The organism is Pseudonocardia sp. NPDC046786, assembly GCF_040645415.1.
Taxonomy (GTDB): domain Bacteria; phylum Actinomycetota; class Actinomycetes; order Mycobacteriales; family Pseudonocardiaceae; genus Pseudonocardia; species Pseudonocardia kongjuensis.
In genome coordinates, this window is the sequence record NZ_JBEYYF010000007.1 from 234652 (window position 1) to 258168 (window position 23517).

The window sequence follows — 23517 nt, forward strand, 5'->3', positions numbered from 1 at the left end:
CGGTCAGCCGATCCGCTCGGCGAACACCACGACGTTGTCGGTGTAGCTGTCCGCGGACCGGTCGAAGGCGCCGCCGCAGGTGATCAGCCGCAGTCCGGCGTGGTCGAGGTCCCCGTACACCTGGGCGGTCGGGAACTCCGCCTTCGGGTACTGGCCGGTCCGGGTCACCACGAACGCCACGGTGCCGCCGTCGGCGCGGTCGACGACGATCCGGTCGCCGGGAACGAGCGTCGCCAGCGCGGCGAAGGCGCCCGGGCGGCCCTTCCAGTCGACGTGCGCGGCGAGCACCGCGGGCCCCAGCTCGCCCGGGGTGGGCGCGCCGGTGAACCAGCCGACGGTTCCCGCCGAGCCGGGGACCTCCATCGTGCCGTCCGGGTGCAGGCCGAGCGGCACCGGTTCGGTGTCCAGGCCGAGCCGGTCCACCCGCAGTCGGACGGGCTCGGAGCGCAGCAGGGTGCCCGGGCCGTCCGGCAGCAGCGTCGAGCCGGCCAGGGCGCCGTCGTGCACCCCGGTCCCGGCGACCGGGGTGGTCGCCGGCCCGGCGGGCGGGGCGCCGGCCGGGGCGGCGAGTGCGACCGGTGCCGACATCGCCAGCACCGGAACGGCGACCCGCAGCACCCACCGCGCCCGGCCGGCCCGCCGCCGCGCGCCGCGATCCGCCGTTCCCCGCCCGGCCCGGTCGCGCACCGGCCGGGTGGGGAACGGCGGGACGGTCACGGTCGCCGGACTCAGCCGCGCCGGGCGCCGGCCATCCGGCGGGCCGCGAACGCTCCGACCCCGCCGGCGGCCAGCGCACCCAGCGCGACCGGGAGCATCTCGGCCGGTCCGCCGCCGGCCTCGACGCCACCGACCGGGGTCGCGCTGACCTGGGTGGCGCCGTCGCCGGAGTCGCTCGACCCGGTGCCGGTCGGGGCGGTGCCGGCGTAGGCATGGTTCTCGCAGGCCACGCCGTCGCCGTCGGCGTCGAGCCGCTCCGGGTCGCCGGGGAGCAGCGCGGCCTGCGCCTCCTCCTGCGAGGAGAAGTCGGCACAGTCGCGGTCCTGCGCGAACGCGGCTCCGGCGAGCGGCACGGTGGCCGCTACGGCGAGCAGCGCAGCGGCGGGGAGGGTACGCAGACGCATCGGGGTGGTCCTTCCGGGGGAACGGTTCGAACGGCTTGGGGAGCCCATCTCCTTAACGATTCACCTGTGGCTTGCGTTACACCCGATCGTGGACGACCTTGAACCGGACGTGACCGGCGACGGAGGCTGGCCCCGTGACGCCCACCCCGGCCACCGCCGACCTCCCGACCCCCGACGACGTCCGCGCCGCCGCGCGGATCCTGCGCGGCACCGCCCACCGCACCCCGGTGCTGACCTCCCGGCTGACCGACGCCGAACTCGGCGTCACCGTGCTGGTCAAGGCGGAGAACCTGCAGCGCACCGGGAGCTTCAAGTTCCGCGGTGCGTTCCACACGCTGTCCCGGCTCGACGACGCCCGGCGCCGCGCCGGGGTGGTCACCTTCTCCTCCGGCAACCACGCCCAGGCGCTCGCGCTGGCCGCACGGCTGCTGGCGATCCCGGCGACGATCGTCATGCCGCAGGACGCGCCCGCGTCGAAGGTCGCCGCCACCCGCGGCTACGGCGCCCGGATCGTGCACTACGACCGCTACACCGAGGACCGGGCCGCGATCGCCGCCGATCTCGCCGCCCGCGACGGGCTCACCCTGGTGCCGCCCTACGACCATCCGCACGTGATCGCCGGGCAGGGCACCGCGGTGCTGGAGTTGCTGGAGGACCACGGCCCGCTGGACGCGCTGTTCGTCTGCCTGGGTGGCGGCGGGCTGCTGTCCGGCTCGCTGCTGGCGGTGCAGGCGCTCTCCCCCGGCTGCGCCGTGTTCGGCGTCGAGCCCGAGGCCGGCGACGACGGCCGGCAGTCACTGCGGGCGGGCCGGATCGTCACCATCGCGCAGCCGCGCACGCTCGCCGACGGCGCCGCGACCACGCACCTGGGCGAGCTGACCTTCCCGATCATCGCCGGGCACGCCGAGGACGTGCTGACCGTGCCGGACGACGCGCTGGTCGGGGCCATGGCGCTGTTCGCGTCCCGGTACAAGGTGGTCGTCGAGCCGACCGGGGCGCTGGCGTTCTGCGGTATGCGGGCGGCCGTCGCCGCCGATCCGGAGCGGTTCGCCGGGCGGCGGATCGGGGTGACGGTGTCCGGCGGGAACGTCGACCTGGACCGGTTCGCGGCCCTGGTCGGCCCGGCGTGAGCCCGGTCAGGCGCGGCGTGAGCCCGGACGGCCCGGCGGTGAGCCCGGTCGGTACGGCGTGAGCCCGGTCAGGCGGCGCCGGCGGCCGCGGCGCGGCGGCTGCGCCGGTGGTGCAGCACCCCGGCGCCGACGGCGAAGGCGAGCAGCACCCCGGCGGTGACCCGGGCCGCGGCCGAGCCGGAACCGCCGTCCCCGGCGTCCGGCTCGGAACCGGCGGCGACGACCGCCGGGATCAGGTTCCAGACGGTGTGGAAGGCGCAGGACACCCACAGCCCGCCCCGGCCCAGCGCGAGGAAGCCGAGCAGCAGCCCGAGCGCACCGGTGCTCACCACGTAGGCGACCGTGACCCCGGGGTTCAGGCTGTGGCACAGGCCGAAGACGACCGCACTGAACAGGACGGCGCCGTAGCTGCCCAGGTCGCGCCGGACGGCCTGCATCAGGTAGCCGCGGAACAGGATCTCCTCGGTCGACGCCTGCACCGCGACGGTCACCAGCAGCACCAGCACGACGAGCAGACCGGGCGACACCGGATCGGGCCCGGCATCGGGGCCGCCGCCCGCCGGTGGGGCGAGCACCGCGACCAGCACCTGCAGCGCGGCGAACAGGACGATCGCGGTCAGCGCCCCGACGAGCACGCCGACCGCCGGGCGCGGCACCCGGAAGCCGAGATCGGCGATGCCGCGTCCCTCGCGGAACCGCAGCCACAGCACGAGCACGATCAGCGGCGGTAGGAAGGCGATCAGGTCGCCGATCGCCAACCCCCGCCAGCCGTCCGCCGGTAGCCCGGTGAGCCGGCTGATCGCGAGTAGCAGGTAGCCGCCGGCGAGGACCAGCGCGACGACCCCGGCGGTGGGCAGCAGCACCCGGCGGATCCGGGTGCCGGCCGTACTGCTCGCGGTGGAGGACGCCATCCACCGAATCTAGGCCGGACTCCCCCGATCCCCATTCCCCACAACGCATTCACACCCGACCGGGTGGCCGACGGCCCCCCAGCAGCGGGCGGGTGACCTCATCCGATCCGCAGCACCGGTTTCCCCGGCGCCCGGTCCGGCGACTCCAGGTAGTCGTGCGCGGCGGCGACGTCGGCGAGATCGAAGATCCGGTCGACCAGCGGGGTGAGGGTCCCCGCCGCCAGCCCGGCCCGCGCGAACGCCACCGCCCGGGCCAGCACCGCCGGATCGCCCACCACCTCGCGGACGTGGAACCGGCGCAGCCACACCGGTGCGTACCCGGCGGCGGGCAGCGGCGTCGGCTCACCGGACAGGCCGCCGTGCACGATCACCGCACCGCCCGGCGCGCAGGCCCGGACCAGCCGTTCCACGCCGGGCCCGCCCTCGGCGTCGAGCACCAGATCGGCACCGCCGCCGAGGGCCTCGCGCAGCCGCTCGGCGTCCGGGGTGCCGGTGAGGACCTCGTCCGCACCGGCCGCACGCAGCGCGTCGCCGTGCCGGCCGTCCGGCACCACCGCCACCGCCCGGGCGCCGACGTGCCGGGCGATCTGCAGCGCCGCGGCGCCGATGCTGTTCGACGCCGCGGTGACCAGCAGCCGGTCCCCCTCGCGCAGCCGGACAGCGTGCCGGGTCATCCCCCACACCGTCAGCAGCGGCATCCAGAGCGCGGCCGCGCCGGCGTCGTCGAGACCGGACGGGCGGGCCAGCAGCGCACCGGCCGGGACGATCGCCTCCTCGGCGTACACCGGGTGCGTGTTCTGCGACGACGCCGGCAGCACGCACACCTCGTCGCCGGGGCGCCACGGCCCGGCGTCAGGCCCGGTGGCGAGCACCGTCCCGGTGCCCTCGCTGCCCAGACCGGCCGGCAGCACCGGGGCCTCCAGGTACGTGCCGCGCCGGAAGTTCACCTCGGACCGGTTGAGCCCGACCGCGCGCACCCGGATCCGGACCTCGCCGGGGCCCGGGTCGCGCAGCTCGACGTCCTCGATCCGCAGCACCTCCGGGCCACCCGTCTCGTGGAAGCGGACCGCGCGCACCGTGGAGCCGGTCACCGGACACCGTCCCGGCGCTGCGGCACCCCGGGATCGTCGTCGCGCAGCTCCGGTGGCAGCAGCTCCTGCGGGAAACCCTGCCAGGCGACCGGGCGCAGGAAACGGGACACCGCGCCGGCCCCGACGGAGGTGGTCGACGGCGCCGTCGTCGCCGGGTAGGGGCCGCCGTGCTGCTGCGCCCAGCCCACCGTCACCCCGGTCGGCCAGCCGTTCCAGACCAGCCGCCCGGCCAGCCCGGCGAGCAGCGGGAGGAGCTCGGGGAGCTCCGGGTCGCCCGGGTTGCCGTGCACGGTCGCGGTGAGCGCACCGCCGAGGGCGCGCAGCGCCGCGTGCAGCTCCCCGGTGCCGGACCAGGTGACCAGCAGGGTGCTCGGGCCGAAGCACTCGGCGCCGAGTGCGTCCGGATCGGCGGCGAGCGCAGCGGCCGTGGTCACGTGCGCGGACGGCCGCGGGGCGAGCCCGTCCCCGGTGTCACGCGCCTCGATCGACGAGTGGACGCCGGGGTGCGCGGCCAGTGCGGCACGCCGCTGCGCGAACGCCTGCGCGCCGGCCGCGGTGAGCATCGGCTGCGGCTCGACTGCGGCGATCGCCTCCTGCACCCGGCCCTCCAGCCCGGACCCGGCCGGCACGAACACGACACCGGGCTGGGTGCAGAACTGCCCCGCACCCAGCGTCGCCGAGCCGACCAGCCCGGACACGATCTCGGCCGGCCGGCCGGCGGCCGCCGACGGGGTGACGACGACCGGATTCACGCTGCCCAGCTCGCCGAAGAACGGGATCGGCACCGGGCGGGCGGCGGCGATGTCGTGCAGGGCGCGGCCGCCGTGCACCGACCCGGTGAAGGCGGCCGCGCCGATCCGCGGGTCGCGCAGCGCGTCGACGCCGGTCTCGATCCCCTCGACGAGCGCGAACGCCCCGTCCGGCGCGCCGGCCGCGCGCAGCGCGTCGCGGACGATCGCCGCGGTGCGGCGGGACAGCTCCGGATGCCCCGGATGGGCCTTCACCACCACCGGGCAGCCGGCGGCGAGCGCGGCGGCGGTGTCCCCGCCGGCCACCGAGAACGCGAACGGGAAGTTCCCGGCGGCGAAGACCAGCACCGGACCGAGCGGCACCTGATGGCGGCGCAGGTCCGGGCGGGGCCCCATCGGCCAGTCCGGGTCGGCGGTGTCGACGACCGCGTCGTGCACCGAGCCCTCGGCGATCACGTCGCCGAGGAAGCGCAGCTGGAACGCGGTGCGCACCAGCTCGCCGGCCAGCCGGGGGTGCTCCGGCAGGTGGGTCTCGGCGTGCGCGAGCGGCAGCAGCTCGCCGGACGCGTCCTCCAGGGCGTCGGCGACGGCGCACAGCCAGGCCCGCCGCCCGGTGGTCCCGGCCGCGGCCACCGGGGCCGCGGCGGCCGCGGCCCCGGCGAGCACCGTCTCCAGCTCGTCGTGCATAGTCCTCCTCCGGTCGTCGGGATCGTGTCGTCGGCTGGTGGGTCAGAACAGGCTCTGCCGACCCGGTACCCGCAACCGGGCCCGGTCACCGGCCGCGAACGCCGTGTCGAACCGGTGGTAGGCGTTGACGAGGTGCCTGCGCATCGCCTCCTCGGCGGCGTCCGGGTCACAGCCGGCGATCGCGTCCAGCACCGCGCGGTGCTCGCGCACGGTCGCGGTGCCGTCGATGTCGGGCGAGTAGAGGCGGAACGCGTGCAGGTGCCCGTGCGTCCCGGTGTAGGCGCGGCGCGCGACGTCGTTGCCGCAGGCGGCCAGGATCTCGCCGTGGAAGGTGGTGTCGTGGGTGACGAGCAGCCGGCGCACGTCGGCGACGCCGACCGCGGCGCGCTCGAACCGGTCGACCTCGCGGGCGAGCCGGCCCGCCGGGTTGGACAGCCGGTTCACCGCGACCGCGCGCACCGCCCACAGGTCGACGAGCAGCCGGAACTCGAACAGCTCGCGCAGGCCGGCGCGGTCGAGCAGCGTGGTCGTCCGGTAGCCCCGGCCCTCCCCGGTGCGGACGACGAGATGGTCACCCTCCAGGTGCCGGACCGCCTCCCGGACCGGGGTCTGGGACACGCCCAGGTCGCGGGCGAGCGCGTCGAGGTTGATCCGCTCCCCCGGCTCGATCCGGCTCTCCAGGATCATCGTCCGGATCTCCTCGTAGACCTCGGCGGTGCTCCTGCGGCCCGCAACCGGCAGCTCCCCGGTCACCGGCGCCTCCTCTCGACACGTCCACCCGGGACGGACGGTAGCGGGTCACCGCGATCTCATCCCGATCCCGCCGCCTGTCGGTGCAGGTACCCGAGCAGCGCCCCGATGCCGAACTCCCACGGCGGCAGCTCCTCGGTCCGGCCGACCTCGTTGACCAGTGCGCCCAGCCGCGGGCTGGAGATCGTCACCCGGTCGCCGACGACGTGGGTGAAGCCGTGCCCCGCGGCGCCGCGGTCGCGGGTCGGCGCGAACAGCGTCCCGGTGTAGAGGACGAAACCGTCCGGGTACTGGTGGTGGGCGCCGTACGCGGCGGCGACGAGCTGTTCGAGACTGCGGCTGAGCCGGCCGACGTCGTTGTGGTCGTCGAGCACGAATCCGTCCGGGCCATCGATCCGCAGCGCGATCCGCTCGGTGCGGACCGCGTCGAGGGTGAAGCCGTCGTGGAAGAGCCGGACGAACGGGCCGAGCGCGCTGGAGGCGTTGTTGTCCTTCGCCATGCCCAGCAGCAGCGCGCTGCGGCCCTCGACGTCGCGCAGGTTGACGTCGTTGCCCAGCGTCGCCCCGCGCGGGACGCCCCGCGCGTCGACCACCAGCACCAGTTCGGGCTCCGGGTTGTTCCAGTCGGAGAACGCCGGGATGCCGACCCGGGCACCGGGGCCGACGGAGGACAGCACCGGGGCCTTGGTGAACACCTCCGGATCCGGCCCGATCCCGACCTCCAGGTACGGCGACCACAGCCCGCGTTCGCGGAGCACGGTGCGGACCCGGGCGGCCTGCGCCGATCCGGGGACGATCGCGGACAGGTCGGCCGCCGGGCTGCCGCCGAGCGCGGCGGTGACCTCCGCCCGCACGCCGACGGCCAGTGCCGGGTCGCCCGCACAGCGCTCCTCGATCACCCGCTCCAGCAGGCTGCCGGCGAACGTCACCCCGCACGCCTTCACCACCTGCAGGTCTACCGGCGCGAGCAGCCGCGGCCCGGCGCCGCCGGTGACCGCGTCCAGGCTCCACCGGACGGGCGCGGTGGCGGCGGCCCGCGCGACGTCGGCGGCCGGCATCTCCAACAGCCCGGACACGGTCGCGGCGGTGCCGAACAGGTCGGCGAGGCCGTCGCCGCGCACCGCGACCGGGCGCGGCCCGCCGGTGCCCGGATCCCACAGCCGGCCGATCAGCAGCGCGTCGGCGGCGTCGGCGGGGAGCAGACCGGCCGGCGCGCTCACCGGGCCGACCCGAGGTCGCGCCAGCCCGCCCCGTCCGGGAACTCCCAGTGCCGCAGCGATGTCTCGTGCATCGCTGCCCCGGTGCCGGGGGCCGACGGTGCGGCGTAGCGGCCGTCGCGGACCACGACCGGATCGACGAAGTGCTCGTGCAGGTGGTCCACGAACTCGACGACCCGCTCGCCGATCCGCCCGCTGACCGCGGCGTGGTCGAAGAACGACAGGTGCACGACGAGCTCGCACAGCCCGACACCGCCGGCGTGCGGGCAGACCGGGACGCCGAACCGGGCGGCGAGCAGCAGGTTCGCGACGTTCTCGTTCACCCCGGCGACCCGGGTGGCGTCGATCTGCATGACGTCGATCGCGCCGGCCTGCAGCAGCTGCTTGAACACGATCCGGTTCGCGACGGCCTCCCCGGTCGCGACCCGCACCGGGTGCACGCCGGCCCGGATGTCGGCGTGCCCGAGGACGTCGTCGGTGCTGGTCGGCTCCTCGATCCAGTACGGCTCGTGCGCGGCGAGCGCCCTCACCCGCTCGATCGCCTCGCCGACCTCCCAGCGCTGGTTGGCGTCGATCGCGATCCGCACGCCGTCGCCGACCGCCGAGCGGGCCAGCGCCAGCCTGCGGTCGTCGTCGGCCGGGTCGCCGCCGACCTTCAGCTTGATCATGTCGAAGCCGTCCCGCACGGCCTCCCGGCACAGCCGGACCAGCTTCTCGTCGCTGTAGCCGAGCCAGCCGGGCGTCGTCGTGTAGGCGGGGTAGCCGGACCGCTCCAGCTCGGCGATCCGCTCGGCGCGGCCGGGTTCGGCGTCGCGCAGCAGGCCGAGCGCGTCGTCCGGGGTGAGCGCGTTGCGGATGTGCGTGAAGTCGACGACGCCGACCAGCTCGGCGGGCGGCATCCCGGCCAGCAGCCGCCACAGCGGCACCCCTTCGCGGCGGGCCCGCATGTCCCAGAGCGCGTTCACCAGGCCGCCGCAGGCCATGTGCGCGACGCCCTTCTCCGGCCCGAGCCAGCGCAGCTGCGAGTCGTGCACCAGCCGCCGCGACGCCGAGCCGAGATCGGCCAGCAGCTCGTCGGCGTCCCGGCCGACGAGCAGCGCCCCGTAGGACTCCATCGCGTGCACCACCAGCTCGTTGCCGCGGCCGGCGGTGAAGACCAGTCCGTACCCGGTCTCCCCGGCGGCGGTGGTGACGGTGACGTGGGCGGCCGAGTAGTCGGGATCGACGTTGACGGCATCGGACCCGTCGAGCTCCAGCGACGTCGGGAAGCGGACGTCGCGGGTGTGCACAGACGTGATGACCGGCATGGGACTCCTTCGGTGCGGGGACCTGTCAGGCGAAGCCGAGCGCCGTGGGCAGCCACGTCGCCAGCAGCGGGAAGAAGGTGATGACGATCAGCACCGCGACCAGCGCGACGTAGAACGGCAGCAGTCCGCGGATCACCGTCGGCACCGGCGTGCGGGTGACGCTGGACAGCACGAACACGACCAGGCCGACCGGCGGGGTGAGCAGCCCGACCATCAGGTTGAAGATCACGATCACAGCGAAGTGCAGCGGATCGATCCCGAACACCTCGGCCACCGGGGCGAGCACCGGGACCAGGATCAGGATCGCCGCGGTGGGCTCCAGGACGGCGCCAACCACGAACAGCAGCAGGTTGACCAGGATCAGGAAGACGATCGGGTACACGGTGAGGCCGAAGATCAGCTCGGCGGCCAGCTGCGGGGCCCGCTCGCGGGCCAGCACCCAGCCGAACAGCGCCGCGGAGGCGACGATGAACAGCACCGAGCCGGAGGTCTCGACGGTCTGCAGCAGGGTCCGGTAGAGCCGGCGCAGGTCCAGCGCCCGGTAGGCCAGCGCGAGCAGCAGCAGGTAGACCACGCCGATCGCGGAGGCCTCGGTCGGGGTGAAGACGCCGGACAGGATCCCGCCGAGGATGATCACCGCGGCACCGAGCGCCGGCAGCGAGCCGAGCACCGCGCGGAACCGCTGTGCCGCGGGCAGGCTCTCCTCCCGCAGGTCCGCGCGCTTGCGCATCAGCCACCACGACGTCGCGCACAGGGTGAGCACCAGCAGCAGAGCTGGCACGATGCCGGTCATGAACAGTGCGCCGACCGACAGCCCGGCGGTGACCGCGTAGATGATCGCCGGGATGCTCGGCGGGACCAGCGGCGCGATCAGCGAGGACGCGCCGGTGATCCCGACGCTGAAGGTCAGCGGGTAGCCGCGCTTGACCATCGCCGGGACCTGCACCCGGCCCATCGCGGCCGCGTCGGCGATGGCGGCGCCGCTCATCCAGGAGAAGCCGAAGCTGGTGCCGACGTTGACGTAGCCCAGGCCGCCGCGGACCCGCCCGACGACCGCGGTGGCCGCGTCGAAGAGCTTGTCGGTGATCCCGGAGACGTTCGCCAGGTTGCCCAGCAGGATGAACATCGGGACGGCGAGGATCGGGAAGCTGTTCACCCCGGACACGGTCTGCTGGGCCGCGATGCCCAGCGACGCCGTGGGATCGACGACCACGTAGACCAGCGACGGGACCAGCAGCGCGATCGCCACCGGTACCCGCAGCAGCAGCAGGGCGATCAGCGCGCCCACCATCAGTGCGAGCGTCACGGGATGCTCCTCGGGGTTCCGGCGGTGAGCGCTTCGACGGCGCCGGGCATCTCCTCGGGATGCCGCAGCGCGATGTAGAGGTTCAGCGCGCCGTGCAGCGCGACCAGCGCGAACCCGACGACGGCCGCGGCGTAGACGACGGTCAGCGGAAGTCCGGTGGCCGGCGCCAGCAGCGAGGAGCTGCCGGCCGCGAACACCGCCCCGGCGACGGAGAGGGTCGCCGACGCGGTCAGCACCACGATCCCGGCGAACACGTCGACCAGCCGGGACGCGCGCCGCCCCAGCCGGTCGACCAGCAGGTCGACGACGATGTGCAGCCGCCGGGACATCACATAGCCCGCGGCGACGAAGGTCAGCCACACCAGCAGGAACCGGGCGATCTCCTCGGTCCAGCTGAGCGGGCTGTCGAAGACGTAGCGGGTGAGCACCTGCAGCAGCACCGCCACCAGCACCCCGGCGAGCAGCAGGCAGGACAGGACGCGTTCGACGTCGACCAGGAACCGGTAGCCGCGACTGCGGCGCTCCAGCAGGTCGGGGGCCTCCGGGGCCTCCTCGGGCAGGTCCGTACCGGCCGGGGAGCTCATCGGACCGACTCCCGGATCTCCTCGTAGACCGCGCCCCAGGACACCCGGCCGGGCAGCTCAGCCCGGACCCGGTCGGCGAACGGGGCGGTGTCAATATCGTGGACTGTGAGCGTGCCCTCGGCCCGCCACTGCTCGACGATCTCGGTCTCCTCGGCGACGATGCACTCCCGGATCGCCTCGCCGGCCGCCGCGGCGGCCGCGTCCAGCCGGTCCCGCTGTTCCGGTTCCAGGGCCGAGTTCAGCTCGTCGTTGGTGACCAGGTGGACGCCCTGCACGATGTGCCCGGTCAGGTTCAGGTGATCCTGCACCTCATGGAACCCGGACGACGAGATGGTCGGGACCGGGTTCTCCTGGGCGTCCAGGGTGCCCTGCTGCAACGCGAGGTAGACCTCGCCGAGCGCCATCGGTGTCGCCGCGCCGCCCATGATCCCGAGATTGGTGAGGTACAGCGGCGCGTCCGGGGTGCGGATCTTGACCCCGGCCAGGTCCTCGGGCCGCTCGACCGGCCGGTCGGCGGTGATGTGCCGGGTGCCGTAGTACCAGCTCGACAGCACCCGCATCCCGCTGCGCTCGCGGAACTCCTCGTGCACCCGGGCGACCACCGGCCCCTCGACGGCGGCGACGAACTCGCCGACGTCGTCGAACAGGTAGGCGCCGTCGAGCACCGCGGCGGGCTCGTACCAGACACCCAGGAACGACGGCCCGGCCACGGTCAGGTCGAGCCCGCCGGCGGCGACCTGCTCCAGCGACTCGGCCTCGGTGCCGAGCTGCGCCGAGGGATAGCTCTCCACGGTGATCCCGCTGCCGAGCAGCTCCTGCTGGATCAGCGGCGTGCCGCACTGCTCGACCGGGTGGCTGAGGTCGTAGGCGTGCGCCAGCCGCAGCACGGTGTCGTCCGGTTCGCCCGGCGCCACCGGGATGTCACTCGCGTCGATCGGTCCGCCCAGGCCGCAGCCGGACAGCAGCAGGGCCGCGACGGCCGCTCCCGCCCCGGCCCGGCGTAGGCGCCCTCGTCGGTTGGTCATGGTCACGCTCCCTCGAACGTCGTCGTCCGATGCTCCCGCTGCTATCGGCCGCTGCCGAGGCCCTCGATCCTCAGCTCGGCGGCCATCCGGTCGAGCTGGTCGACGGTCGGTGCGGCGAGCGGGACCCGGTCGCCGGTCCGCCGCTGCTGCGCCCGTTCCGGGTCGCCCGGGGCGTGCACGGTCCCGCCGGGCGGGCCGGCGGCGCGCACCCGCTCCTGCATGTCGGCCGCCCGCGCCTCGGTGTGCGCGCGGCCGGTGAAGGCGGCGGTGTCGACGGCGAGCAGGAGGTGCCCGGCATTCATCCGGGAGCCCGGGTCGATCCACATGTCGATGGTCTGGTCGGCGTAGTTCGCCCCGGTCAGGCCGGCGGCGAGCACCTCCAGCAGCACCGACAGGCCGGAGCCCTTCGGCCCGCCGAAGGGCAGCAGCGCACCGCCGAGTGCGGCGGCCGGGTCGGTGGTCGGGCTGCCGTCGGCGGCGACCGCCCAGCCCTGCGGGATCTCCCGGCCCTCGTCGCGGGCGGCGACCACCTTGCCGTAGGCGCCGGTGCTGGTCGCCATGTCCACGGCGAGCGGACCGTCCCCCGAGCTCGGCACCGCGACGGTCAGCGGGTTGGTCCCGAGCACCGGCCGGGCGCCGCCGAACGGGGTCACCGAGGCGCCGGTGGTGGAGGTCAGCAGACCGGCCATGCCCCGGTCGGTGAGCCGGTCGGTCCAGTAGCCGCCCGCCCCGTAGTGCGAGCTTCCCTGCACGGCGACGACCGCGGCGCCGTGCGTGCCGGCCAGCGCGGCGGCCCGGTCGACCGCGACCGCCATCGCGACCTGCCCCAATCCGCCGTCGGCGTCGAGCAGGGCGGTCGCGCCGTGCTCGCGCAGCCAGCGCGGCCGGGCCCGCGCGGTGACCCCGCCGGCCCGGATGGTGCGCACGTACAGCGGGAGGCGCAGCAGGCCGTGCGAGCCGATGCCGCGGCGGTCGGCCGCCACCAGCGAGTCGCCGACGAGCTCGGCGTCGTCGGCCGGGACATCGACCGCGGTCAGCGCCCGCCCCGCGAACGCGACCAGTTCCGGCACCGGGAATCGACGCACCGTTGCACCTCGTCCTATAGGAATTGTCTCGAAGGTATAGGTACCAGGCGTCGTGGGACAACCCTCGCGTAGGCACATCCCGCGGTCGTCCGACCTCCGGGGGTGCATTCATCGAACATCTGTTCTGACTTCACCCTTGGGCCTGCCACAGTGGAACTGTCGAGGGGAAGCGGGGACGCACGTGGACGAGACCCAGGACGCCGACACCGGCGACGACACACAGGTGACCGGCGACGAGGCACCCAAGCGCAGGCGCGGACGCCCGAAGGGCTCCTCGACCGCCCGCACCACCCGGGTGGTGACGATGACGCTGACCGTCAGCGGCTCCGCCGACGGCGAGTGGCAGGCCGAGCTGAAGCAGGGCTCCAGCTGGGTCGCCCGCGGCCTGCCGGTGAGCGCGTCGGCGGTGTCCGCGGCCGCCGCCACCCTGCACGCCGACCTGGCCGGGCCGGTCGACGAGGTCATCGAGAGCGCGAAGTCGGCCAAGGCGGCCCGGGTCGCCGAGCTGGAGGCCGAGCTGGAGCAGGCCCGCAAGGCGCTCGCCGCGCTGGAGGAGTGATCGGATCAGCCCAGCAGCGGGCCGAGTGACCCGGCGTGCTCGCGCAGCAGCGCGACCAGCTCGGGATCCGGATCGGCGACCCGGGCGGCCGGGCCGGACAGCGCCAGCCCGGCCACCAGGCGGCCGTCCGCCGGCGAGCGGACGGCCGCCGCCAGGCACCCCCGGTCCGGGCGCAGCTCGCCGGTCTGGCTGGCCAGGCCCTGCTCGGTGACCTCGTCGAGCAGCCTGGACAGCCGGTCCGGGTCGGTCACCGTGTGCTCGGTGACCGGGCGCAGCTCGCGCACCAGTGCCCGCCAGTCCGGTTGGTCGGCCAGCAGCAGCCTGCCCAGCGCCGAGGCCTGCGGCAGCCGGGCCAGCAGGTCCGGATCGCTGGGCGGGTGATCCGGATCGGGATCGAGCAGGTGCAGCCGTCCGCCGTCGAACACGGCCAGGTGCACGCCCCAGCGGACCCGGCTGCGCAGGTGGTCGACCACCCCGCGGGCCGCGGTCGGCAGCCGCGGGACGCCGACCGGTGCAAGCCGTGCCGCGCGCCGGCCGAGCGCGAACCCGCGCAGGTCCGGCAGCCGCACCAGGTACTCCTCGCCGACCAGCAGGTTCAGCACCCGGTAGGTGGTCGCCGGCGGGAGCCGCAGCGCCGCGGAGATCTCCTTCGCGGTCACCCCCGGCCCGGCGGCGACGACCTCCTCCAGCACGGCCAGCGCGGTCCGCACGGCGCGTGGCTGGCGGCCGCTGATCGGGGGCGGGTCGCTCACCGGACGCGGTGCCAGACGTCGGAGGCGACGGTCTCGTCGTACACGCCGAGCGCGGGTAGATCGCCCCGGCGACGCTGCAGCACCGCCCAGCCGGCGCCGGCCGGCAGCGCGACCGCCAGCACCAGCCCGGACAGCGGGGCCGCCACCACGAACGCCACCAGCGCCGCGAACAACGCCGGCACCGCGAGCGCGGCCGTCGCCACCGCCGCCGGGGTGAGCTCCCCGATCCGGCGCAGGAACAGCGGCGCGGCCAGGCAGACCAGCAGATAGGTGACCAGGAACCCGACGGTCGCCGCCCCGAGCAGCCCGACCAGCAGCACCTCCGGCGGGACACCGGCGGCCAGCGGCACGGCCACCGCCGCCGCGGCCGCCGGGACGGCCGCCAGCACCGCCACGTGCGGCGTGCGGAACCGGCGGTGGGTACGGCCGAGCACGCCGGGCACGGCGCCGTCGCGGGCCAGCGAGAACAGCACCCGCGACAGTGCCGTCGCGGTGGCGACCGCACAGGCCAGGAAGGAGAGCACCAGCGCGGCGTGCAGTACCGGCGGGATCCACCACCAGCCGCGGGTGGTCGCCAGCACCTGGACCGGCTGGACCTGGCCGCCCAGCCCACCGGGCACCGCCGCGAATCCGCTCGTCTGCACCGCGGCCGCGAAGACGTAGAGGACGCCGGTCACCGCCGCCGTCGCGAACACCGCCCGCGGCACCGTCCGGAACGGGCGCCGGGTCTCCGCGCCCAGCGAGGTCGCCACCTCGAACCCGATGAACGCGGCCAGCGCGGGCACCACCCCCGCGACCAGGCCCGCCGCCCCGATCGCCGGCTGCGGCCCGGCGCCCGGCCCGGGCAGCGGACCCCCGGCGAGCAGCAGCGCGAACACCCCGACCAGTGCCCCCACCGCGATCGCCTCCACGAGCAGCACCACCCGCGCGGCCGGCCGCACCCCGCGGGCCACCAGCGCCGTCACGATCAGCCCGCACAGCACCGCCGCCGCCGTCGCGCCCCACCGGGTCTGCGCCGGGCCCGCCCCCAGCAGCGGCGGCAGGTACAGCACCGCCCCGCCCAGTGCCGCTGCGCAGAGCAGCAGGTAGCCGAGCACCGCCGCGACGCCCCCGGCGAAGGCGGGCCCGGACCCGAGGCCCTGCGCGGTCAGCGGGTACAGCCCGCCCGGCGCGGCCATCCTGGTGGTGAACCGGCCGATCGACGCGGCGACCAGCAGCGCGATCACGGCCGCGGCGACGAACGACCACACCGTCCACGGTCCGGCCAGCCCGGCGACGATCACCGGGGTCGCCGCCATCGCCGCCGACGGGGCCGAACCCGCGATGGACTGCGCCACGACGTCGGCCGGGCCGAGCCTGCGGCGTTCCAGCCCGTGCACGGGCGAGCGGTCGCGCAGCGTCGCCACCTCGGCACCTCTCCCCTCCGGATCATCGGCGGTCGCCGGGCCGCCCGGTCGCACGATTGTCCGCTGCGGACCCTAACCTCCGGTCACAGTGCCGTGACCAGCAGCGATGACTCGAACGAGAAAATCGACACAGCGGTTCCCACGCGGCGGGAACGGATGGCAGAGTGATTCGCACCACTCGGGACGGGCAGTTGTGCCGGTCGGTCGGGCACGTGACCCTCCGGTCCCGTTCGTACCCACGCCGACGGCCGGCCGATGACGTCGCGGCCCCGGCACCGCCCGACACGAGGAGATCCGATGACCGCCGTCCAGCCACGGACCGCGACCGGGCACCCGCTGGGGATGACCACCGAGACCGAGGTGTCCGTCGTCCGGGAGGTGCTCGACGCGGCCGGACTGCTCACCGAGCACGTCCGGTACGCGTTCTTCGCGCCCGAGGAGCCCCCGAAGGACGAGGTGCTCGCCGGCGGTCCGGCCGACCGCCGGTTCCGCGCGGTGCTGCTGGACCTGTCCACCGGCCGGTCCTGGGACACCGTGGTGTCGGTGACCGCGGGCGAGCTGGTCTCCTCGCGCGAGCTGGAGCCCGCGCGGGACGGCCAGCCGCCGATCATCGACTCGGAGTTCGAGTTCATCGAGGACGTCCTCAACGCCTCCCCGGACTGGCTCGCCGCGCTGGAGAAGCGCGGGATCGAGCCGGCCACGGTGCGCGCGGTGCCGCTGTCCGCCGGCGTCTACGACTACCCGGAGGAGACCGGCCGCCGGATGGCCAGGGCGTTCGGGTTCCGGCAGGACCACGAGGCCGACCACGCCTGGGCACACCCGGTCGACGGGCTCGTCGCCTACATCGACCTCACCGCCCGCACGGTCGACCGGGTGATCGACACCGGCGTGGTGCCGGTGCCCGCGACCAGCGGGAACTTCGACGACCCGGCCGTCCAGGGCCCGCCGCTGGACTCGCTGCGGCCGATCGAGATCACCCAGCCGGAGGGCCGGTCGTTCACCGTCGACGACGGCCGGGTGCGCTGGGGCAACTGGGACCTGCGGATCGGGTTCAACGAGCGCGAGGGCCTGACCCTGCACCAGATCGCCTTCGGCGACCGCCCCATCTGCTACCGCGCGTCGGTCGCCGAGATGGTGGTGCCCTACGCCGATCCGGCGCCGGTCCGGTTCTGGCAGAACTACTTCGACTGCGGCGAGTACATGTTCGCCCGCTACGCCGACTCGCTGCAGCTGGGCTGCGACTGCCTCGGCGACATCCACTACGTCGACGCCACCATCGCCGACGACCTGGGCAACCCGAAGACCATCCGGAACGCGATCTGCATGCACGAGGAGGACTACGGCGTCCTCTGGAAGCACACCGACATCTTCACCGGCTCCCGCGAGGTGCGCCGCCAGCGCCGGCTGGTCATCTCGTTCTTCACCCCGATCGGCAACTACGACTACGGCTTCTACTGGTACCTCTACCTCGACGGCACGATCGAGCTGGAGTGCAAGGCGACCGGCATCGTGTTCACCTCCGGCACGCCCGGCGAGTACGCCACCGAGGTCGCGCCCGGCCTCGGCGCCCCCTACCACCAGCACCTGTTCTCGGCCCGCCTCGACATGACCGTCGACGGGCTCGCGAACGCGGTCGAGGAGGTGGAGGCGGTGCGGGTCCCGATGGGCGAGGGCAATCCCCACGGCAACGCGTTCGGCCGCTCGGCGACCCGGCTGACCCGGGAGTCGGCGGCCGCCCGGGACGCCTCGCCGGACACCGGGCGGGTCTGGCACGTCGTCAACACCGAGAAGACGAACGGCCTCGGCCGGCCGGTCGGGTACGTGCTGCACCCGCTCGGGCAGCCGACCCTGCTGGCCGACGAGGCGTCGTCGATCCACGCGCGGGCGACGTTCGCGTCCAAGGCGCTGTGGGTGACCCGCTACGACCCGGCGGAGCGCTACTCGGCGGGCGACTTCGTCAACCAGAACCCGGGCGGGGCCGGGCTGCCCGCCTACGTGGCGGCCGATCGCGAGATCGACGGGCAGGACGTCGTGCTGTGGCACACCTTCGGGCTGACCCACTTCCCGCGGCCGGAGGACTGGCCGGTGATGCCGGTCGACTACACCGGGTTCACCCTCAAGCCGGCCGGGTTCTTCGACCGCAATCCGGCGCTGGACGTGCCCGCGGCGGGGACCAAGGGCTGCCACTGACCGGTGCGCCCGCCGGGACGCCCGCCCGCGGGCGTCCCGGCGGGTCCCCGGCATCGCTCCCTGCACGGTCGTCCCGGGCAACGTCCTGGCGTCCCGGCCTGCCGGGCCCCGGCAACGAGATCGGCGTCCGGCGCCGCTCGTGGTAGGTCTCCCTGCGGGGGGTCCGGCACATCGCCGCACCCCGGCGTACGAGGAGTGGACGATGAGCGTGACCCGGGTCTGGCTGACCGAGCGGAGCCACCAGGAGCTGCGTGCCGAGCTGCAGTCGTTGCTGCAGCAGCGGGAGGCGGTGGCCCCGGCCGAGGGCCGCGAGCACGACGGCCCGGACGGACCGGGTGCCGGGGAGCGCGACCGCGAGCAGCGGATCCGGCGGCTGCAGGAGCTGCTGCGCGATCCGGTGGTCGGCGACCGGCCGCCCGACGACGGCGTCGCCGAGCCCGGCATGGCGGTCACCGTGCGCTACGACGACGGCGAGACCGAGACCTTCCTGCTCTCGCACGACGAGAACCGGATCCGTCCCGACGGGACCATGATCTGCTCGCCGGACTCCCCACTCGGTCGCGCGCTGCACGGCGCGCACCAGGGCGACGCCGTTCGGTACCAGCTCCCCGACGGCGGGCGGGCCGGGTGCACGCTGCTCCGCGCCGTGCCGTTCGAGCACTGAACCGACGCAACCGTGTACGGGACCGAACGGGCCGAGAGCCGCAACGGTGTCCGGCATCCGGGCGCACCGGTGTCGGACGGGTGGCTGCGCCGGGTCGCCGACGAGGCCGGGCGCGGGGCGGGCGGAGTCCCGCCCGAGCTGCTCGGCGACTTCCTGCGGGTGCTGGCCGACGCCGCGGCGTCCGGCAGGCTCCCCTCGGACCCCGAGCTCGACGCGGTGCGACGCAACGGGGGCCGGGCCGCCGAACTGGGGGTCAGCGCAGGGAACGCGGTGCAGCTGTACCTGTCGGCCGCCTGGCGGTTGTGGCGGGAGCTCCCGCCGACCGCGCACTTCCGGGACGCCGGGACCACGGCGAACGCCGCGGAGGCGGTCATGCGGGCGGTGGACCTGGCGGTGGCCGGGCTCGCCGACGGCTACACCGCGGCCCGCCGGGACCTGGTGCGGCACGAGGAGACGCTGCGCCGGGAGCTGATCGAGGACCTGCTGCGTGGCGACGGCGACGCCGGCGGGCTGGTCGGACGGGCCGAGCCGTTCGGGATGGACCTGGGCCGGCCGCACCAGGTCGCGCTGGCCGCGCCGGACGGCCGCCCGGCCCGGGTGGACTCCGTACCGGCCGCCCTGGAACGCACCGTCGTGCGCGGGGTCGGCGACCGGGACGTGCTGGTCGCCACCAAGGACGGACGGATCGTCGTCATCGCCCCGGCCGGCACCGGCGCCGGTGAGCTCGGCGGCCTGCTGCACGGCGAGCTCACCCGCACCGGGCGCGGTGCCGGCTGGCGGGTGGCGGTGGGCCGCGCGCACCCCGGGTCCTACGGGATCGCCCGTTCCTACGAGGAGGCCAGGGAGGCACTGACCACGGCGGGCCGGCTGCGGCTGCCGGCGCCGGTGCTACGGGCCGAGGACATGCTGGTCTACCGGGTGCTGCTGCGTGACCAGCCGGCCATCACCGACCTCGTGCAGACCGTCGCCGTGCCGCTGGCGCGGGCCCGCGGCGGCGCCGCCCCGCTGCTGGACACCCTGGAGACCTGGTTCGGCACCGGCTGTGTGGTCGCCGAGACGGCTCGCCGGCTGCACCTGTCGGTGCGCGCCGTCTCCTACCGGCTGGAGCGGATCGCGGAGCTGACCGGCCACGACCCGACCGATCCCGGACACCGGTTCACCCTGCACGCCGCCGTGCTCGGGGCCCGGCTGCTCGGCTGGCCGGACCGTGACCTGCGGCCCGGCGATGCGGGCTGAGCCCGATCTGGAGCTGGTGGCCTCGATCGTCCGGCGCGCCGGGCTGGACTGTGTCGTCGAGGGCACCGGCCCGCAGCGCCGGCTGCGGGCCCGGCGGCCGGGCGGGCGGGGCGCCGGGGTCTCCGCCGGCTGGACCGGGCGCACCGGCTGGGTCGGCCCGGACGGCGCCCGGCACCGGGTGCCGGACCCGGACCCGCGCGGGCTGGCCGCGGTCGTCGTCGCGCAGGCGCTGCACCCGGACCCCGCCCGCCCGCTCACCCACGCCGAGGCCGGGGCCTGCGGCCTGGCCGGGGCACTGCTCTGGTGCGGGCCGGGCACTAGTGTCGGTACCGATCCGATCGCCGATCCACAGGAGGATCCGTGGCACTCGCCGCAGGGGACACCGTCCCCGACGTCCAGCTCATGACCCCGACCGCCGACGGCCCGAAGCCGGTGCAGAGCGCCAGCGTCCTGGGCAGCGGCACCGTCGTGCTGTTCGGCGTACCCGGGGCATTCACCCCGGCCTGCTCCGACACCCACCTGCCCGGCTTCGTGCTGCGCGCCGACGAGCTGAAGCAGAAGGGCGTCGACACCGTCGCCTGTACCGCGGCCAACGACGCGTTCGTGCTCGGCGCGTGGGCCGAGTCCCGCAACGTCGGCGACGCCGTGCTCATGCTCGCCGACGGCAACGCCGAGTTCGCCGCCGCCGCCGGCCTGGACATGGACGGCTCGAAGTTCGGCCTCGGCACCCGCTCGAAGCGCTACGCCGCGATCCTCAAGGACGGCGTGGTGCAGTGGATCGGCGTCGAGGACGTCCCGTCCTCGGTCGACGTGTCCGGCGTCGAGTCGGTGCTCAAGCAGCTCTGAATCTCCTCCGGCCGCACCCGGTCCCCGGCACGCGGGCCTAGACTGGCCCGCGTGCCGAAGGTGATCGGGGGTTCGCTCGCGACGCATCGCGAGCAGGTCCGCGAGCGCGTGTTCGGCGCGCTGCGCGAGCAGCTCTACGGTCGCGGCTTCGAGTCGGTGACGCTGTCCGGAGTTGCCGCCGCGGCCGGCGTCGGCCGGTCGGCGATGTACAACCACTTCCCGGACCGGCAGGCCCTGCTCGTCGCGTTCGTCGAGGCCGAGGCCGCCCGCTACGTCGCCGACCTGGACGCCGCGCTGGCCGGCGCCCGCTCCCCCGCGGACCGGCTCACCGTCTTCGCCCGGATGCAGCTGCGCCGGCTCGCCGAGTTCCACCTGCCGCCCGGCCAGGCGCTGGCCGGCGCGCTGGACCCGCAGGCGTACCGCCGGATCGCCGCGCACGCCGACCCGATCGGCGACCGGCTGACCGCGATCCTCACCGACGGCGCGCTCGACGGCTCGATGTCCGGCGACGACCCGGTCGTGCTGGCCGGGCTGGTCTCGGCCGCCCTGTCCAGCCGGAAGATCGTCGAGGTGCCCGCCGCCGAGCTGGACGACACCGTCGAGACGGCGGTGCGCGCGGTGCTGCGGATGGTCACCCCCTCGACGACGGCATCCGACTGAGGCTAGCCTTACCGCCGCCGAGCCCCTAGCATCATGATCTGACACGGTGTCAGATCCGGCGCCGTGACGCCCCGCTGTCCGGGAGGGCCGATGAGCGCCACGACACCGATCTCCGGTACGCCGGTGGGCGGGACGCTGTCCGCCGAGCTGCGGCAGGCCACGTCCGAGGTCCACGAGCAGGCCCACCGCTCCACCTACATGGCCGCGCTGCTCGACGGCGCGCTCCCGCTCGACGCCTACACCCTGCTCGCCGAGCAGTACGGCGCGATCTACACCGCCCTGGAGGCGGCGTCCGACGCGATGGCCGGGCATCCGGTCGCCGGCCCGTTCGTGATCGACGACCTGCGCCGGCTGCCCGCCCTGCACGACGACCTGGACGCGCTGGGCAGCGGCGTCCCGCGGATCCTGCCCGCCACCACCCGCTACGTGGACCGGCTGCGTACCGCGGCGACCGATCCGGAGCGGTTCGTCGCCCACCACTACATCCGCTACCTGGGCGACCTGTCCGGCGGCCAGGTGATCGGGAAGCTGCTGCAGCGGACCTACGGGCTGTCCGGCGACGGCGTGCGCTTCTACGACTTCACCGCGCTCGGCGCGCCGCCGCGGTTCCGGGCCCGCTACCGCGAGCTGCTCGACGCGACCGGCTGGGACGCCGCGGCCCGCTCCCGGGTGGCCGCCGAGGCGGTGCTCGGGTTCGAGCTGAACATCGCGGTGCTGTCCGAGATGGCCGAGGAGGTCGGGCTGGAACAGCCGCTCGCGTCGTGACTCCTAGACTGGGGTCGTGAGCAGCGGCATCGACCCCGGCGAACTCGCGACGGCGTTGAAGGTCCTCGCCCAGGTCGACGAGCTGCCGCCCGAGCACCCGGACGCGGTCCGGGTCCGCCGGGCGACCGCCGGGATCTGGAAGTCGGTGCGGATGCGCCGGCGGGCCGAGAAGCGGGAGCGCGAGCGGGCGTCCGACGCCGCGGTCACCGCGGCGACCGCGACCGGTGCCGACGGCCGGACCGACGACGAGACGGCGGGCATCCCGCTGGTCTCCACCGCCCGCGGCGCGACCGCGGGCGTGCTGCACCGGGCCCGCGGCTGCTACGCCTGCAAGACCCGGTTCACCGTGGTCGATGCGTTCTACCACCAGCTCTGCCCGGACTGCGCGGCCGCGCACCACGCGCACCGGGACGCCCGCACCGACCTGACCGGCCGCCGGGCGCTGCTCACCGGCGGCCGCGCCAAGATCGGCATGTACATCGCGCTGCGGCTGCTCCGCGACGGCGCGCACCTCACGATCACCACCCGGTTCCCGCGGGACGCGGCCCGCCGGTTCGCCGCGCTCGCCGACAGCCCGGAGTGGCTGCACCGGCTCCGCGTGGTCGGCGTGGACCTGCGCGATCCCGGGCAGGTCGTCGCACTGGCCGACGAGGTCGCCGCGGCCGGGCCGCTGGACATCCTGATCAACAACGCGGCGCAGACGGTGCGCCGCTCCCCCGGCTCCTACGCCGCGATCGAGGCCGCCGAGTCCGAGCCGCTGCCGGCCGGCGAGCTGCCGGAGATCCTGTCGTTCACCAGCGCGGCGCGCGAGCACCCGGCGCTGCTCGCCGGGGCGGTGCCCGGCGCGGACCTGGCGGCGCTGGCCGTCACCGCCCGGTCGGCGTCGCCGGAACGGATCGCGGCCGGCACCGCGGTGGACGCGGGCGGGCTGCTGCCCGACACCGCCGCCGTCAACAGCTGGGTCGACCACGTCCAGCACGTCGACCCGGTCGAGCTGCTCGAGGTGCAGCTGTGCAACCAGACCGCGCCGTTCGTGCTGGTGTCCCGGCTGCGGCCGGCGATGGCCGCAGCCGGCCCGCACCGCAAGTACGTGGTGAACGTGTCCGCGATGGAGGGCGTGTTCGGGCGCGGCTACAAGGGGCCCGGCCATCCGCACACGAACATGGCGAAGGCCGCGCTGAACATGCTCACCCGGACCAGCGCCGGGGAGATGTTCACGACCGACCGGATCCTGATGACCTCGGTGGACACCGGCTGGATCACCGACGAGCGCCCGCACCCGATGCGGATGCGGCTGGCCGAGGAGGGCTTCCACGCGCCGCTGGACCTGTCCGACGGCGCCGCCCGGGTGTACCACCCGATCGTCGCCGGTGAGCGCGGCGAGGACCTCTACGGCGTGTTCCTGAAGGACTACGGCGTGTCCCGCTGGTGAGGTAGGCCGCGCGTTCGCTGTCGGTGCTCGCCGATACCGTGCCG

24 protein-coding genes are annotated in these 23517 nt (G+C 75.1%); 10 read left to right on the forward strand and 14 right to left on the reverse strand.

What is annotated here, in order from left to right; all coding sequences use genetic code 11:
- Positions 1-3 precede the first annotated feature (3 nt).
- Together ABZ881_RS11665 and ABZ881_RS11670 are read right to left on the reverse strand one after the other, a co-directional pair.
- Complete coding sequence (locus ABZ881_RS11665; protein ID WP_358483887.1) at positions 4-717, reverse strand: class F sortase; 714 nt, start codon at positions 715-717, stop codon at positions 4-6.
- 11 nt (positions 718-728) lie between these two features.
- Positions 729-1121, reverse strand: coding sequence for an excalibur calcium-binding domain-containing protein (locus tag ABZ881_RS11670; protein WP_358483888.1), 393 nt, complete (start codon positions 1119-1121; stop codon positions 729-731).
- A 134-nt stretch (positions 1122-1255) separates the two neighbouring features.
- Between ABZ881_RS11670 and ABZ881_RS11675 the strand changes: the two genes are divergently transcribed.
- Positions 1256-2251 carry a threo-3-hydroxy-L-aspartate ammonia-lyase gene (locus tag ABZ881_RS11675; protein WP_358483890.1) on the forward strand — a complete coding sequence of 332 codons (996 nt, stop codon included), beginning with the start codon at positions 1256-1258 and terminating at the stop codon, positions 2249-2251.
- A 68-nt stretch (positions 2252-2319) separates the two neighbouring features.
- Here the strand turns inward: ABZ881_RS11675 and ABZ881_RS11680 are convergent, their stop codons facing one another.
- From ABZ881_RS11680 to ABZ881_RS11725, 10 genes are all read right to left on the reverse strand, one after another.
- Complete coding sequence (locus ABZ881_RS11680; protein WP_358483892.1) at positions 2320-3162, reverse strand: lysostaphin resistance A-like protein; 843 nt, start codon at positions 3160-3162, stop codon at positions 2320-2322.
- 98 nt (positions 3163-3260) lie between these two features.
- Positions 3261-4253, reverse strand: coding sequence for a zinc-dependent alcohol dehydrogenase family protein (locus ABZ881_RS11685; protein ID WP_358483894.1), 993 nt, complete (start codon positions 4251-4253; stop codon positions 3261-3263).
- Entirely contained in the window at positions 4250-5689 is a 1440-nt protein-coding gene (locus ABZ881_RS11690) for an aldehyde dehydrogenase family protein (RefSeq protein ID WP_358483895.1), read from the reverse strand. The genes ABZ881_RS11685 and ABZ881_RS11690 overlap by 4 nt, the downstream gene beginning before the upstream one ends.
- 42 nt (positions 5690-5731) lie before the next feature.
- A complete protein-coding gene (locus tag ABZ881_RS11695) occupies positions 5732-6442 on the reverse strand; it encodes a GntR family transcriptional regulator (protein ID WP_358483897.1) in 711 nt (236 codons plus the stop codon).
- 56 nt (positions 6443-6498) lie between these two features.
- Entirely contained in the window at positions 6499-7659 is a 1161-nt protein-coding gene (locus tag ABZ881_RS11700; protein WP_358483899.1) for a fumarylacetoacetate hydrolase family protein, read from the reverse strand.
- Positions 7656-8963: an enolase C-terminal domain-like protein gene (locus ABZ881_RS11705; RefSeq protein ID WP_358483901.1), complete on the reverse strand. Its 1308-nt coding sequence runs from the start codon at positions 8961-8963 to the stop codon at positions 7656-7658. Before ABZ881_RS11705 ends, ABZ881_RS11700 begins: the two co-directional genes overlap by 4 nt.
- A 25-nt stretch (positions 8964-8988) precedes the next feature.
- Positions 8989-10269, reverse strand: coding sequence for a TRAP transporter large permease (locus ABZ881_RS11710; RefSeq protein ID WP_358483902.1), 1281 nt, complete (start codon positions 10267-10269; stop codon positions 8989-8991).
- Entirely contained in the window at positions 10266-10853 is a 588-nt protein-coding gene (locus ABZ881_RS11715) for a TRAP transporter small permease (RefSeq protein ID WP_358483904.1), read from the reverse strand. The genes ABZ881_RS11710 and ABZ881_RS11715 overlap by 4 nt, the downstream gene beginning before the upstream one ends.
- Positions 10850-11878: a TRAP transporter substrate-binding protein DctP gene (gene dctP, locus ABZ881_RS11720; RefSeq protein ID WP_358483906.1), complete on the reverse strand. Its 1029-nt coding sequence runs from the start codon at positions 11876-11878 to the stop codon at positions 10850-10852. Before dctP ends, ABZ881_RS11715 begins: the two co-directional genes overlap by 4 nt.
- Before the next feature lie 41 nt (positions 11879-11919).
- The gene (locus ABZ881_RS11725) at positions 11920-12963 is read right to left on the reverse strand and encodes an Ldh family oxidoreductase (RefSeq protein WP_358483908.1); all 1044 of its coding nucleotides are present in this window, start codon (positions 12961-12963) and stop codon (positions 11920-11922) included.
- Positions 12964-13144: 181 nt separating this feature from the next.
- Between ABZ881_RS11725 and ABZ881_RS11730 the strand changes: the two genes are divergently transcribed.
- Positions 13145-13522 (forward strand): DUF6319 family protein, encoded by a 378-nt coding sequence (locus ABZ881_RS11730; protein ID WP_344025312.1) that lies wholly within the window; start codon positions 13145-13147, stop codon positions 13520-13522.
- Between the two features lie 5 nt (positions 13523-13527).
- Here the strand turns inward: ABZ881_RS11730 and ABZ881_RS11735 are convergent, their stop codons facing one another.
- Positions 13528-14274 carry an IclR family transcriptional regulator C-terminal domain-containing protein gene (locus ABZ881_RS11735; protein WP_358483910.1) on the reverse strand — a complete coding sequence of 249 codons (747 nt, stop codon included), beginning with the start codon at positions 14272-14274 and terminating at the stop codon, positions 13528-13530.
- Positions 14271-15680, reverse strand: a complete 1410-nt coding sequence (locus tag ABZ881_RS11740; protein ID WP_358483912.1) for an APC family permease — start codon at positions 15678-15680, stop codon at positions 14271-14273. The genes ABZ881_RS11735 and ABZ881_RS11740 overlap by 4 nt, the downstream gene beginning before the upstream one ends.
- Positions 15681-15977: 297 nt before the next feature.
- Here ABZ881_RS11740 and ABZ881_RS11745 point away from each other — a divergent pair, with 297 nt between their 5' ends.
- The 8 genes from ABZ881_RS11745 to ABZ881_RS11780 all read left to right on the forward strand — a co-directional run bounded on the left by ABZ881_RS11745 (position 15978) and on the right by ABZ881_RS11780 (position 23473).
- Positions 15978-17870: a primary-amine oxidase gene (locus ABZ881_RS11745; protein WP_358483914.1), complete on the forward strand. Its 1893-nt coding sequence runs from the start codon at positions 15978-15980 to the stop codon at positions 17868-17870.
- A 202-nt stretch (positions 17871-18072) separates the two neighbouring features.
- Entirely contained in the window at positions 18073-18534 is a 462-nt protein-coding gene (locus ABZ881_RS11750; RefSeq protein WP_358483915.1) for a GreA/GreB family elongation factor, read from the forward strand.
- Between the two features lie 12 nt (positions 18535-18546).
- A complete protein-coding gene (locus ABZ881_RS11755; protein WP_358483916.1) occupies positions 18547-19770 on the forward strand; it encodes a helix-turn-helix domain-containing protein in 1224 nt (407 codons plus the stop codon).
- A complete protein-coding gene (locus tag ABZ881_RS11760; protein WP_358483918.1) occupies positions 19760-20176 on the forward strand; it encodes a hypothetical protein in 417 nt (138 codons plus the stop codon). The genes ABZ881_RS11755 and ABZ881_RS11760 overlap by 11 nt, the downstream gene beginning before the upstream one ends.
- Positions 20131-20616 carry a peroxiredoxin gene (locus ABZ881_RS11765; protein ID WP_344025328.1) on the forward strand — a complete coding sequence of 162 codons (486 nt, stop codon included), beginning with the start codon at positions 20131-20133 and terminating at the stop codon, positions 20614-20616. Before ABZ881_RS11760 ends, ABZ881_RS11765 begins: the two co-directional genes overlap by 46 nt.
- A gap of 51 nt (positions 20617-20667) precedes the next feature.
- Complete coding sequence (locus tag ABZ881_RS11770; RefSeq protein WP_358483919.1) at positions 20668-21276, forward strand: TetR/AcrR family transcriptional regulator; 609 nt, start codon at positions 20668-20670, stop codon at positions 21274-21276.
- A 90-nt stretch (positions 21277-21366) separates the two neighbouring features.
- Complete coding sequence (locus ABZ881_RS11775; RefSeq protein WP_344025332.1) at positions 21367-22041, forward strand: biliverdin-producing heme oxygenase; 675 nt, start codon at positions 21367-21369, stop codon at positions 22039-22041.
- 16 nt (positions 22042-22057) lie between these two features.
- Positions 22058-23473 carry an SDR family NAD(P)-dependent oxidoreductase gene (locus tag ABZ881_RS11780; RefSeq protein ID WP_344025334.1) on the forward strand — a complete coding sequence of 472 codons (1416 nt, stop codon included), beginning with the start codon at positions 22058-22060 and terminating at the stop codon, positions 23471-23473.
- The last annotated feature ends 44 nt before the right edge of the window (positions 23474-23517 follow it).

Bases quoted from the DNA above. Each gene is read 5' to 3' on its own strand.
- dctP (WP_358483906.1), bottom strand. From the start codon at position 11,878: ATGACCAACCGACGAGGGCGCCTACGCCGGGCCGGGGCGGGAGCGGCC.
- ABZ881_RS11690 (WP_358483895.1), bottom strand. From the start codon at position 5,689: ATGCACGACGAGCTGGAGACGGTGCTCGCCGGGGCCGCGGCCGCCGCG.
- ABZ881_RS11760 (WP_358483918.1), top strand. From the start codon at position 19,760: ATGCGGGCTGAGCCCGATCTGGAGCTGGTGGCCTCGATCGTCCGGCGC.
- ABZ881_RS11670 (WP_358483888.1), bottom strand. From the start codon at position 1,121: ATGCGTCTGCGTACCCTCCCCGCCGCTGCGCTGCTCGCCGTAGCGGCC.
- ABZ881_RS11775 (WP_344025332.1), top strand. From the start codon at position 21,367: ATGAGCGCCACGACACCGATCTCCGGTACGCCGGTGGGCGGGACGCTG.
- ABZ881_RS11750 (WP_358483915.1), top strand. From the start codon at position 18,073: ATGAGCGTGACCCGGGTCTGGCTGACCGAGCGGAGCCACCAGGAGCTG.
- ABZ881_RS11680 (WP_358483892.1), bottom strand. From the start codon at position 3,162: ATGGCGTCCTCCACCGCGAGCAGTACGGCCGGCACCCGGATCCGCCGG.
- ABZ881_RS11715 (WP_358483904.1), bottom strand. From the start codon at position 10,853: ATGAGCTCCCCGGCCGGTACGGACCTGCCCGAGGAGGCCCCGGAGGCC.
- ABZ881_RS11705 (WP_358483901.1), bottom strand. From the start codon at position 8,963: ATGCCGGTCATCACGTCTGTGCACACCCGCGACGTCCGCTTCCCGACG.
- ABZ881_RS11745 (WP_358483914.1), top strand. From the start codon at position 15,978: ATGACCGCCGTCCAGCCACGGACCGCGACCGGGCACCCGCTGGGGATG.